At 46.5% G+C, this 13,120-nt stretch carries 8 protein-coding genes; 7 read left to right on the plus strand and 1 reads right to left on the minus strand.

Annotation, left to right across the window (positions count from 1 at the left end; all coding sequences use genetic code 11):
- Window positions 1-114: 114 nt before the first annotated feature.
- Window positions 115-2,721: a DNA internalization-related competence protein ComEC/Rec2 gene (locus BM122_RS06345; RefSeq protein WP_256211918.1), complete on the minus strand. Its 2,607-nt coding sequence runs from the start codon at window positions 2,719-2,721 to the stop codon at window positions 115-117.
- 362 nt (window positions 2,722-3,083) lie between these two features.
- On the opposite strand from BM122_RS06345, the gene rpe reads away from it, so the two are divergent.
- The 7 genes from rpe (at window position 3,084) to BM122_RS06380 (ending at window position 12,975) form a co-directional block, all read left to right on the plus strand.
- Window positions 3,084-3,761 (plus strand): ribulose-phosphate 3-epimerase, encoded by a 678-nt coding sequence (gene rpe, locus BM122_RS06350; RefSeq protein ID WP_074904541.1) that lies wholly within the window; start codon window positions 3,084-3,086, stop codon window positions 3,759-3,761.
- A gap of 51 nt (window positions 3,762-3,812) precedes the next feature.
- Window positions 3,813-4,535: a phosphoglycolate phosphatase gene (locus tag BM122_RS06355; RefSeq protein WP_074904542.1), complete on the plus strand. Its 723-nt coding sequence runs from the start codon at window positions 3,813-3,815 to the stop codon at window positions 4,533-4,535.
- A gap of 169 nt (window positions 4,536-4,704) precedes the next feature.
- A complete protein-coding gene (trpE, locus tag BM122_RS06360) occupies window positions 4,705-6,177 on the plus strand; it encodes an anthranilate synthase component I (protein WP_074904543.1) in 1,473 nt (490 codons plus the stop codon).
- A gap of 823 nt (window positions 6,178-7,000) precedes the next feature.
- Window positions 7,001-8,050, plus strand: a complete 1,050-nt coding sequence (locus BM122_RS06365) for a hypothetical protein (protein ID WP_074904544.1) — start codon at window positions 7,001-7,003, stop codon at window positions 8,048-8,050.
- A 49-nt stretch (window positions 8,051-8,099) separates the two neighbouring features.
- Complete coding sequence (locus BM122_RS06370) at window positions 8,100-10,742, plus strand: glycosyltransferase family 2 protein (protein ID WP_074904545.1); 2,643 nt, start codon at window positions 8,100-8,102, stop codon at window positions 10,740-10,742.
- Window positions 10,717-11,946 (plus strand): glycosyltransferase, encoded by a 1,230-nt coding sequence (locus tag BM122_RS06375; RefSeq protein WP_074904546.1) that lies wholly within the window; start codon window positions 10,717-10,719, stop codon window positions 11,944-11,946. The genes BM122_RS06370 and BM122_RS06375 overlap by 26 nt, the downstream gene beginning before the upstream one ends.
- Window positions 11,947-11,955: 9 nt before the next feature.
- Window positions 11,956-12,975 (plus strand): tetratricopeptide repeat protein, encoded by a 1,020-nt coding sequence (locus tag BM122_RS06380; RefSeq protein ID WP_074904547.1) that lies wholly within the window; start codon window positions 11,956-11,958, stop codon window positions 12,973-12,975.
- Window positions 12,976-13,120 lie beyond the last annotated feature (145 nt).

Below are 13,120 nucleotides of genomic sequence, written 5' to 3' on the forward strand. Positions count from 1 at the left end.
CAGACAGTAACAATAATACGGCAAGGATAAGCCGACAAAGGCTGACAAAATCAGTTTTGATTTAGAAATGGAATGACATTAGGCGCAAAGAAGATGGGAGTATGATTTATACCCTCAGCGGTCATGCCAGTAGCGACGATTAATTTCTCGCCAACTGCCTACTGTGATGCCACTCTCTTTAAACTGTAGCAAGACTGCGCCATCGCGATCGCTGCGCATCATTTGACTACCCAGATGACGGTAGCGCTCAACTACTTGCTCATTTGGGTGCCCGAAGTGATTACGATAACCCACGCTAAATAGGGTAAACCATGGATTAATTTGACGTATAAAAGCCTCTGTCGAAGAAGTCTTGCTGCCATGATGGGGTGCAATCAAAACCGTTGCGGAAAGCTGCTGGCTCATCCGAGCAAGCAAGCTCCGCTCCGTATCTTTTCCGATATCGCCCGGTAATAACACACTGCCATAGCGGGTAGTCATTTTCAACACACAACTGATTTCATTGGTTTTTCGCTTAGCAAGATGATCGCTTTGCGTTAAAGAATCCGGGTGCAGCACCTCAAAGTGAACATCATCCCATTGCCATGAGTCACCCGCACGACAAGGTTGACTATTGGTAGCGGCCTGCTGAATGGGATGATCATTATTGAGCGAGGATAATAATGATGTCACGGGGATGGCTGACAGCACAGACAAGGCACCACCACTATGATCCGAGTCAGCATGGGATACCAGCATGAGATCAAGTTGCCTGATTCCTTCCCCACGTAAAAATGGCACAATAATGCGCGCACCACTATCGGTTTCTCCATAGTTTGGCCCCGTATCATATAACAGCGTATGATGTTCGGTACGCACCACCACAGCGAGCCCCTGCCCAACATCCAGCATAGCCAACCACAGTTCACCCGCTGCTGGCTTGGGAGGAGAAACTATAAACATTGGCAGCAATGCCACTATCCCGAGCCACCTGGCAGGAAAACCGGAAAAAATCCCCATACCGGAGCTACCGGGCAAGAACAACCAGATAACGCCTGCGATGCCCGCAATGAATGCCCATAACGGAGGAGCAGATTGCTGCCAAACAGCCTGAGGGGTTTCACTTAGCCATTTCAGCAGTTGCATCCCAGTACTTAATATCTCATGGGCTGGCAAGAGTAGAAAATCAAATAATGGCACCACTGCCAGTAATGTCAGCGGTACGACCGCCAAACTCACGAGCGGGATAGCGATAGCGTTCGCTATCGGTGAAATGACTGACACTTGCTGGAACATGACTAGCAATAAAGGGCTCAATCCCAGTGTAATCACCCATTGCACACGGGCCCAACTGATGATGGCACCCATCTGGCCGATTCGGCCAAATGTTACCAGCGTAATCAACGCAATCGCACCAAACGAGAGCCAGAAACCAGGTGAGATCACTGCCCATGGATCGAATACCACGACGATCAATAACGCTCCCACCAGTACAGCAGGCAGGGATACCTTCCGATCACTCCAAAGTGCAATGGCGATGATTGCCAGCATCACGAAAGTACGCCTGGTTGGCACTGAAAAACCAGCCAATAACGCATAACCTAATGCTGCCAGGACGCCTACGACAACCGCTATTTTACGTGCCGGCAGTCGATAAGATAAACGTAAACTTCGTCGCCACAACCAATAAACAAATCCAAAAACCATCCCGGATACCAACGTGACATGAAGCCCTGAGATAGACATGAGATGATTCGTGCCCGTACGCGTGAAAATTTGCCACTGCTCATGCGGAATAGCCTGTTGATCCCCTATAGCCAGGGCAATTTGAATACCCACATAAGAATGGTCTGTCAAATTTTGACTAAAGCGTGTGCGAATCTGCTGACGAACCTGTTCAATCAGATATTGGGGATGATTAACCCATGCATCCAGACGCACATTGTTTGCTGATATACGGACATAACCTATTGCACGTATATTGCGCTCTATGGCTTTGGCTTCGAAATCAGAACCGTGTGGATTGGCATTGCCATGCGGGCGTTTTAGCCGTACGGTTAACTGCCAGCGTTGACCGGCATTGATTTGAGGAAGCGTAGCAGGATTAATTCCATCATAGTTCCCCCCCATTTTGTACCAAGTCAGCAAAATATGTGCAGGCACGGTTGCTTCCGGTGTCAATACTTGCTCGACATCAAACTGGAAACGCACACTTCGATCCATTATTTGCGGTAATTCCGCGATAACGCCTATGAGTTCGATGTCACGGCTTTCCCATTCATGGGGTAAAGCATCCGCCATACGCCAGTGGGCAAGCATAGCCGCCCAGAAAAAACCCAATCCGAAAAATAAACCCATTGACAGAATTTTTCGGAATGCAGGGAATATATTGGGGTAAAAATAAGCATAAAAAAATAATCCTCCTGCGGCAGGAAATAACACTGCCCCCCATCGCATTTCAGGCAATTCAGCCTGTAACTGTAATAAGCACACCCCGCATACCAAGGCAAGGCAATAGATTTGTCTCAGCAATTTTTTGATTCCATAATAAAAGGCGTGCGTTGGGTTTCTGTAATCCTCATAAAAAGCATCTTTAGGAGAATGGCAAAGATAAGCAAAATCGTTTTTATATACGGCAGGAAATTTCAGAGGCTGAGGAAACCAGCAGCCGTGATAGGCGAATAAAACTTGAAATAGTCGATGTTGACGCAACCCGCGTAAGGCGCAATAACCATCGGGCATTGCGCCGTATGCGCTACCTTACCATCTGGTGCAATGCGTTACACTTATTGCACCCTACCAGCTGAGGAAATCAGCCTTTGTGATAGGTAATAGGCGAATAAAACTTAAAAATAGGTCGATAACGACGCAACAAATAGTGCTCATTCCATTTCCAAATCAAAAATGACGCGAAGGCGAGCCGCAGACAGTATCACTAATACGGCAAGGATAAGCCGACAAAGGCCGACAAAGTCAGTTTTGATTTGGAAATGGAAGAACAGGATGATTTTTTCAAAGATTTGGGTCGGCTACATGATTAACGTTACCGCGAAATGATCATTTATGGTTAAAATGCAGGATTTAATTTTTAAGAGATTAATGATATGTATCGCATCGCTCCAAGCATTCTATCTGCCAATTTTGCCAAACTGGGAGAAGAGATCACAAACGTCCTTGATTCAGGCGCAGATATCATTCACTTTGATGTCATGGATAACCATTATGTCCCCAATTTGACGATCGGCCCACTGGTATGTGAAGCGATACGTCCCTTAACCAAAGCAACGATTGACGTCCATTTGATGGTTGAGCCAGTCGATCGCATCGTTCCTGACTTTGCCAAGGCAGGTGCCAATATTATTTCCTTCCATCCGGAAGCTTCCAACCACATCGACCGCACTATCGGTCTCATCAAGGAACAAGGATGCAAAGCAGGATTGGTATTCAACCCGGCCACTCCGCTTAGTTACCTTGACCATGTTCTGGATAAGCTGGATTTAGTGTTAATTATGTCAGTCAACCCTGGTTTCGGCGGCCAGAAATTTATCCCGGAAGCACTCAATAAATTAACAGAAGTGCGGAAACGCATCGATGCCAGTGGCAAAGACATTCTGCTGGAAATTGATGGTGGGGTAAAAGCGGATAATATTGCTGAAATCGCACGCGCAGGTGCGGATACTTTTGTTGCGGGATCAGCTATTTATGGTGCAGGTAAAGACAGTGATCCCCATCGCTATGATACGATTATTGCAGCAATGCGAGCAGAATTGGCAAAAGTTTAGTTGAGTAATGATTTATCTTTGACACTTCTCCCATCACCTAAATAAAAACGAATGAATCCAGATAATTTGCAACGCACTAACCGTTGTACTACAGAAATTCAGTTTCCACTCCAGATTAAGGCGGTTGTCATTGATCTGGATGGTACGCTGCTTGATACCGCAATGGATCTTGCTTCTGCCGCGAACAAGATGCTAGCGGAACTCGGCAAATCGGAATTACCAGTCGCTACCATTCAATCCTTTATAGGCAAAGGAATTCAGAGACTGGTAAAACGCTCATTGACAAATAGTCTGGATGAGGAACCCGATCCTGAATTATTCAATAAAGCTTTACCTATTTATCAGCGAAATTATCACGAGAATTTGTATACCCACACTCGCCCCTTCCCGGGAGTCATTGAAGGATTAAATACGCTCAAAAAGGATGGGTTCAAGTTAGCCTGTATCACCAATAAAGCTGAAGCATTCACCTTGCCCCTGTTACGTGCCACTAACCTGCTGCATTATTTTGAAATTGTATTGTCAGGTGATACGCTGCCTAAAAAGAAACCCGATCCCCTGCCTTTGCTGCATGCCTGCCACCACTTTCAAATTAAACCATGTGAATTACTGTTGATTGGTGATTCACTCAATGACACGATGGCAGCACGGGCGGCGGGGTGCCATATCTTCTGTGTTCCTTACGGTTATAATGAGGGCCGGGACGTCCATGAATTAAATTGTGATGCGATCGTTTCTTCATTACTTGAGGCAACTAAATTAATCAAAAAATGATTTATCATTGGCTCAATCTAGATTCCTCAGCTGATCGTGAACGCTCACGCCGATACTAACACAATGAATATTCTTACCCTTCCGGTATTTTTCCTTCCCACTTTCCCGATATTTACGTATCAGCAGGAAACAAATCGTCAATTATGTCTGTTTTTAAAAAGGTAAGTATGTGATTCAAAGTGAATTCAACAAGCTCGCAGCACAGGGTTACAACCGCATTCCCTTGGTACTGGAAACCTTTGCTGATCTTGATACACCCCTTTCAGTTTATCTCAAACTGGCCAATCAGCCCTATTCCTACTTGTTGGAATCGGTGCTGGGGGGTGAGCGTTTTGGACGTTATTCCGTTATCGGCTTACCTGCAAAAACGCGGATAGAAGTGTATGGCAATGAAGTCGATATCATTGACGCTTCCGCTACCAAGAAATTCAATCCCGGCAATGTTCTGGATTTTATCGAATCCTATCTGGCTGATTTTAAAATTGCCCCCTACGCTGGCCTGCCCCGATTCTGCGGAGGGCTAGTTGGCTATTTTGGTTATGACACCATACGTTATATTGAGCCAAGACTGACAGGCCATACTCGACCCGATAACTTGCATACGCCGGACATCTTACTATTGCTGTCTGAAGAATTGGCTGTAGTAGATAATCTTTCTGGAAAGCTCTATCTCATCATTTATGTCAATCCCCATTCGGATAATGCTTATCAAGCAGGGAGAAATCGATTAAAAGAACTCCTGACCCGGCTGCGACAACCTCTATCCATTCCCATCGAAAAACCAAGTAAACCTGGCGCTGCTGTCAGTGAGTTTGAGGAAGCCGATTTCATCGCTGCAGTAGAGAAAGCCAAACACTATATCGTGGAAGGTGACATCATGCAGGTGGTCCTTTCACAACGAACCAGCAAACCCTATTCAGCCTCTCCCCTTGCGCTCTATCGCGCACTACGCAGTCTCAACCCCTCCCCCTACATGTTCTATTATCATCTTGATCATTTCCATATTGTCGGCGCCTCTCCTGAAATTTTAGTTCGGCTTGAGAAGAATATGGTGACCGTTCGCCCGATCGCAGGCACGCGCCCTCGAGGCAAAAACCTGCAAGAAGATTCCACGTTAGCGGCTGATTTATTGGCCGACCCCAAGGAACGCGCCGAGCATGTCATGCTAATGGATTTAGGGCGCAATGATATTGGCCGTGTCGCTCAAACCGGTACAGTCAAAGTAACCGAGAATATGCAAATCGAGCACTACTCCCATGTCATGCATATTGTTTCCAACGTAGAAGGCAAACTCAAACCAGGCTTGGATGCGATCGATGTATTACGCGCCACTTTCCCGGCTGGAACCGTCAGCGGCGCACCCAAAGTGAGAGCGATGGAAATCATCGATGAACTGGAAATCTCCAAACGGGGTATTTACGCCGGTGCAGTTGGCTACCTAGGTTTCAATGGCGATATGGATCTGGCTATTGCAATCCGCACCGGCATCATCAAGGATGGCCTATTACACGTGCAGGCAGGCGCCGGTATTGTTGCTGACTCAGTCCCTCAGAGCGAATGGATCGAAACGCAAAATAAAGCAAAAGCGATCTTACGTGCTGCAGAAATTGCTGAAAATGGGCTCGATAGCAAAATCGATTAAAGTTTCTACTGTAACTGCCGATATCAAAACTACGGAGTTTGATTAATTCTATTCAAGCGGAAAATATAGCCTAGCCAGTTAAGAAGATTCAAAAAGAATTCCCTTCTAAACCAAACATGACGCGAAGGCGAGCTACAGACAATATAAATAATACGGCAAGAAGGACCGACAAAGTCATGTTTGATTTAGCTGGTAGCACCAGCTGGTGAAATAGCACATACGGCGCAATGCCCGATGGTTATTGCGCCTTACGCGGGTTAGAAATGGAATTAGAAAAATTTAATTAAAGTTTCTGCAATAATTGCCGATATCAAAACCGCGGAGCTTTGATTAATTCTATTCAAGCAAAAATTACCCTTCTTTCATCTACTTTAAAAAAATCACACAAGACCATTCAATCCCAGTTACTTTTATTTGCGAGAAATTCACTGAGCTGTCAGACCACGACAATATGTTTTTTGAAAGTCAAAACCCGAACATCATGCCCGATGTCATCTGAGAAAAATCTGATTAAAGTTTCTGCAGTAACCGCCGATAACTATAACTGCGGAGATTTGATTAATTCCATTAAAAAGTAAATTATCATTTTTTAATGCGCTTTTAAGACATAGTAATAGGCCGTTCCAGGCTAACTATCTTTGCATGCAGCAAGTTTGCCTAACTGACAGATTATAACATTATGATTTGTATGGCTTTTTAGATACCAAACCCTAACGTCATATCACATATCATATAATACTTGCTTGGAATTAATTTATATCGTATATTCGCGACGCAGTAAAAAGGTATTTTTTACAAGAATCAAAGAGGAGTAATTTGAGTTATGGCAGCAGAATCATTATTAGGGGGAAGTAGAGGGCCAATAGACGATGACGTGAGAGCGTTGTTGGATCAGTTTTTAACTGATACGGTCGGTGGGAGTTCTCAAACAACGGATTTAGGTAATGGCAGTACATTGGTGATTGGTAAAGGTCACAATGGTGAAACACAAGGGGCCATTGTCACGAAAGATGCTACGATCGCCGCAGAAGTTAATGCTGGTGTAATGCATTTTGCAATTCAGTTGCCAGCCGGCGTTAATATTGCCTTTGAAAGTTTAAGCGAAAAAGCAACGCCTACCCAGATCGCAAACTTTCTCAATGCGCAAATTGAAGCCGCATTACCGTCAAACAGTACAGATCCTGGAATCCAGGCGCTTAATGCAAGTTTAACGAATGCAGTGAATAATCTTATAACCGCTTTGAATGCCAATGGTGTGGGCGAAAGTGTTTTGAGTATTATCAGTTTCGCTGATATTTCAAATTCACTATCAGAAACTCTGGCAGAAACGGCAGCTGGAACAGCGATTACGGTTGATCCAAACGCGGGCAATACGGTAAAATTCACGGCACTTAATCCTGCAGATCAAGAGGTGTTTGCTTTGCTCTTGAGTGAAATTCAGCAAGGGAAAACACTTGAACTCAGCGGTGTCGAGCATGCCGTACTGGTCGGTTCTGGTACGGTCAAAGTGGGTGACAATACTAACGCCAATCTACAAGGCGACAATAGAGCTCAAAAAATCACTGGCGGCAGTGGTAACGACACGCTGGTTGGCGGGGGCGGTAATGATTCCTTGATCGGCGGCGGTGGCGATGACATCATAGGCTTCAATGCATTAGGTCATTACAATGTCCAGATCGACAACGGTGATAAACTGGCCTTCCAGTTCGATGGCATCCAGACAGTTGCAGATCTGCTACCTTTTGTCACGAATGTTTCCGAAGCGAACGGTGACGTTACCTTCGAATTCCTGGATGGTGAAGCCTCCATCACGCTCGTAGGTATGCCTGCAAGTGATGTGACAGCGGATATGGTTATATTTAACTTATCGTAATTTACAACATACGCTCTAGAAAGCCCGCTAGAATTATGCGGGCTTTTTTATGACTAAAAGCAAAAAAAATACTTTAGCACCTTATTTATCACCGATCATTATTGATAATGGATTGCTCAAGGGGTGTGCTTTTATTCCAGGCACAGAACCGGCTGAGGTTGCTGTCCATATAGATGGTAAAATCCTGACAAAAGTATGGTGCGAATTTCCTCTTGCAGATAGTTATCAGCATTCACTGGGTGAAGGTGGGCCAGCAGGTCTGAGCAAAGGATTTCTTGTTCCCTTGCCAGCCCGGCTATTTGACGGGGCACCCCATGAGCTGATTGTCAGGCTATGCAACCCCACTCAAAATACTGCTGAAGCTAAATCAAACGGCTCGGCACATCATGGGCTACTAGAAAGTAAACTCGCCTTCCAGCAGGGTGATCGTCATGGTCAAGTCAGTTTTATGGATGATCATTTTGAGGGCTGGGTGGCTTTTAGCCATCGCCCGAATCCTCTACCGCAACTCATTTTAGGTGATCAGGAAGAGCATTTCTGCAAGCAGATTCCATTGATTCCTCTACCCACGGAAAATGGACAACCCGATAAATACCTCGCAACGTTTCGTATTCCACTGAGAGATTTACCGATCCCATCACGGTTCTTCTGCGGTGACATAGAGCTAAGCGGCTCGCCCTGTCAACCGACGAAAAAACTGATTGGGTACCTGGAGAAATTCGATACTCAAATCATTCATGGCTGGGCTTTTGACCTGCATCAACCCGCAAATCCAGTTGAACTGGCTCTAAAAATTGATGGCCAAATGGTGCTGCATTTTCGCCCGAATATTCGTCGTCCCGACATTGCAAATTATTTAAAGCTGCCAGAAGACAAACTGGGTATTGTTGGTTTCCAACTGACGCCACCCGAAATTCTGTTTGATGGCAAAGAGCACCGTATCAGCGTCGAATTTTCCGGGCAAAATCATCCATTACGTGGCAGCGGGCAACTGATCAAAATACCCAAAAACTACCTGACTCTTAATGAAATCGCTTCCCAGCCAGAAAAAGTACGGCAAGCGAAAAAACTTGCACGGCCCAATCAACCCACTATTTCGGTCATTATTCTCAATCGTAATGGCGAACAGCTCCTTACTGCCCTGTTTGAAAGCTGGAAAATAAAGAATAGCCTGACCAACACCGAATTTATTATCGTTGATCACGCCTCTGAAGATGGGAGTCTAAGATTGCTGAATCGTTGGCAATCACAACTGCCGTTGCACATCATTCCCCTGCCCTTTAACGATTCTTTTTCCGCCTCATGCAATCGTGCAGCGGAGGAAGCACAAGGTAAATTCCTGCTGTTCCTGAATAACGATATCGTCTGGTTGCAGGATATACTGCCAGCGATGGTCGATACCCTTGAAGCCGATCAGGAAATCGGCATACTTGGCCTGAAATTGATCAAATCTACCAGCCATGAACAATCATTTAATCAGACCGTAGTACAGCATCTCGGCGTGCGCTTTAAACTTTCCAATGCAGCTTACTGGCCCTATGAAGCGACTGCGGATGACATCAATGAAGCAGAATATTCCGCTCAGTCTGTTCCAGTCGTCACCGGCGCTGTCATGTTTTGCCGCAAAGAAGATTTTTTTAATGCGGGCATGTTTGATCCCAGTTATTTTTATGGTTTTGAAGACGTCGAGTTTTGTCTACGTCTAAGCAATAGACTCGGCAAGAAAGTCATCTGTCGAAATGATCTGCTGGCGCTTCATCATCATGGCCATACCCGCCTCTCAGGACGGGCGACAGATATTTTCGACCGCCTGATCAGTAATGCAGATGTCTTGCAGTCGCATGCCGGGTTATGGTTAAAGCAACGCTACTGGGTAAGCCTCTTTACTGGTGATCAACACCTAACAATTGATAAGCTGACCATTGGCTTTATCATTGATGAAAGCATGACCAATGGCGAAACCACTCGCCTACGAACTGACGCAATCAAACTGGCCAAGCAGGTACAACATCGCTATCCTGCAGCACGAGTTGTTTTTCTGCCCCCGAGCCGTGGTTGGTACAATGTCCGTAATATTCACATCCTGATAGTCGGCCATCCTGAATATGATATTGGCAAAATGATATTCCGGCGCGAAGATCTCCTCACGTTTGCCTGGATCAGAAACGAGGCTGCTCTATGGCATCGCATGCCTTGGTGGTCTCTTTTTGACGGGTATCTTGCCGCTAGCCCTGCTATAATAAAAAATTTGGCGTCCACCATCAGCAGTCCCATCGTGCAAACCACTGCTACATGCCCACTTGGGCCGTTATGCGGCCCCCAATCTCCGCCACTGCGTATTGCCCTGCTAACCCCGCACAAAATCCCAGCCCAGCACCAGGCCCGTCTCAAAAGCTTACAACAATCCCTGCAAGCAGCTGGGGCCGTGGTTTGGCATGAACTGCTCGATACGCCTGAGGAGTCAGCGCGGCTGGCCGATGTCCGCCTCGCCCATTGTTTCAATAAATCAACCTTGAAAATTGAACCACACTCTTATCCTCATACCTTGAATATCCTTTGGGCGCCATACCTCAAGCCAACACACAGCGGCGATCATCTGACCGGATGGCAAATCATCAATCAAATGCCCCAAGCAGAATGGTTACGCAATGAAATAGAGAAAAAACTTGGAAATTCTTTTTGTTCATCCTAATTTTCCCGGGCAATTCCGCCGTTTTGCGGCGGCTTTGGCGCGCGAACCAGAAATGCGGATACATGCTGTCGGTGATGCAAAGTGGATGGAAGACACTGCCCCTTTATCCGGCCTTCCAGTGATGGCCTATCCCACACCAGAGGTTGCTGGTAACAGCACCCATGCTTATGCACGCAGCTTTGATAGCGCTGTCAGGCGCGGACAACAAATCGTGCAGACACTGCTGACCCATAAACGCCAGGGACTGGAACCTGATTTGATCATTGCTCATCCAGGTTGGGGCGATGCTTTTTATCTGAAAGATATTTTTCCGGGTGCCAGAGTTATTGGCTTATTCGAATACTATTATCGGGCAAGAGGCGCCGATGTGGGGTTTGATCCAGAATTCCCGATGAATTTCGATGATCTCTTTCGAGTGCACAGCCTCAACGCCACCCAGCTATTAGCCCTGGAATCCTGTGATGGCGGCTATTGCCCAACGGCCTGGCAGCGCAGTTGCTTTCCTGCTCATTATCAGGAGCGACTCAGCGTGATCCACGACGGCATTGATACCCATACGGTTGCCCCAGACGCCAATGCAACGATCACGCTTCCCGATGGCTCCGTTCATCGCGCTGGAGAAGAAATCCTCACCTATGTCAGCCGTAGCCTTGAACCCTATCGCGGATTCCATATTTTCATGCGCGCCCTGCCCCGTATTCTGGAAGCGCGCCCCCATTGTCAGGTGATCATCGTCGGCAGCGATGATGTCAGTTATGGCAAACAGCCCCCCATCGGCCAGACTTATCGTCAACGCTATCTGGGTGAAATCGCCGATAGAATCGATCAGTCACGCCTTCATTTCACTGGCCGCCTTCCCTATCAGGATTATCTCAAGGTATTGCAAATATCTCGAGCGCATGTTTACCTGACTTATCCCTTTATTCTTTCCTGGTCCATGCTCGAAGCCATGTCCAGCGGCTGCCTGATGATTGCGTCCGCCACTCCCCCGGTACAGGAAGTGATAAATGATGGGGAAAATGGCCTTTTATTCCCATTCAATGAACCGGTCACTCTGGCAAACTATGTAATCAAAGCATTAGCCAACCCGGAGCAGTATGGGGAATTACGCAACCAAGCGCGACAAACCGTGGTTGCTCGCTATGATTTTAATACTATCTGTTACCCCGCATTCAAGCAGCTCATAAAACAATTTGAATGGTAGTAAAAATCCATGACTAAAACACTTACTGATATCCTAAAAGAAGCCGGCGCTTTCCTTGAAAAACGCGATTACACCAACGCTTCAACACTCTATCAAGAAGCCATGAAGCTACAACCTGGCAATGCAGCCGCCGCCATGGGCATTGCCATGATCCATAACCGCACAGGACAACCAGAAGAAGCCCTCAAAATTCTGCAGGGTGTATGGAAAACTATCTCCAGCAGTAAAATGAAAAAAGCGGTCGCACCCAAAGCGGCTGTCCTCGCTCAGATTGGCCTCGCGCAGCAACAATTGGGCCGTGCACTGGAAGCATTACAAATCTTTCGGCAAGCCAATGCTTTACTGCCTTCTACCGAGCTAACCGAGCGTATCCAGAAACTGGAGAATGTCATCGAAAACCCCAATACCATTGAGCAACTGCTGATCCGCGCCAGTCAGCTACACCGATCCGGCAAACTCGAAGAAGCGGTTAAGGTTTATCATGCCGCTCTGCAGATCAATGCGGATCACCCAGAAGCGCTCCACGGCCTTGGACTGACACTTAGCACTCAGAAAGATCTGGATGGCGCGCTCCCCTTGCTTCAACAAGCCATAGTACTGGCTCCCGATCGGCCTGACTACTACAATGACTTGGGGATACTCTTCCAGGAACGTGGCGAGTTCGAGAAGGCCATCAGCTTTCACAAACGCGCCCTTAAAATTAAGGCGGACTTTTTCCCGGCCTACATTAATCTTGGCGTTGCGTACAAGCGTCTAGGCAAACTGGATGATGCCATAGCTGCCTATCGCCAAGCCATTGCTATCCAACCTAACTCAGCGGCTGCTCATAATAATCTTGGTAACCTGCTACGCATTCAAGGGGATCTGGTCAATGCGCGCAAAGAATTGGAACAAGCTATCCAACTCCAACCTGGTTATCAGGGTGCTATCGAGAATCTGGCTGCACTTGAGCAAGAGGCTAAACAGAAGTCTATCACTAACCAAACTAGCACAAAACCAGCAACTCACAGGAAAGGAAAACCGGTCTGACTCCCAAATTGATGCAATCACGCTTATTCAGCACTTCTGTCCAACAACTAATTCCATTTCCAAATCAAAAATGACATCAGTGCAAATTATAGACAGTATAAATAATACGGCAAGGTGAAGTTGACAAAATCCAGTTTGATTTAGA

It is taken from the genome of Nitrosomonas communis, from assembly GCF_900114745.1.
Taxonomy (GTDB): Bacteria; Pseudomonadota; Gammaproteobacteria; order Burkholderiales; family Nitrosomonadaceae; genus Nitrosomonas; species Nitrosomonas communis_A.

Coding starts and splice junctions, on each gene's coding strand:
- BM122_RS06345 (WP_256211918.1), bottom strand. CDS start 2,721: ATGCCCGATGGTTATTGCGCCTTACGCGGGTTGCGTCAACATCGACTA.
- rpe (WP_074904541.1), top strand. CDS start 3,084: ATGTATCGCATCGCTCCAAGCATTCTATCTGCCAATTTTGCCAAACTG.
- BM122_RS06355 (WP_074904542.1), top strand. CDS start 3,813: ATGAATCCAGATAATTTGCAACGCACTAACCGTTGTACTACAGAAATT.
- BM122_RS06365 (WP_074904544.1), top strand. CDS start 7,001: ATGGCAGCAGAATCATTATTAGGGGGAAGTAGAGGGCCAATAGACGAT.
- BM122_RS06370 (WP_074904545.1), top strand. CDS start 8,100: ATGACTAAAAGCAAAAAAAATACTTTAGCACCTTATTTATCACCGATC.
- BM122_RS06380 (WP_074904547.1), top strand. CDS start 11,956: ATGACTAAAACACTTACTGATATCCTAAAAGAAGCCGGCGCTTTCCTT.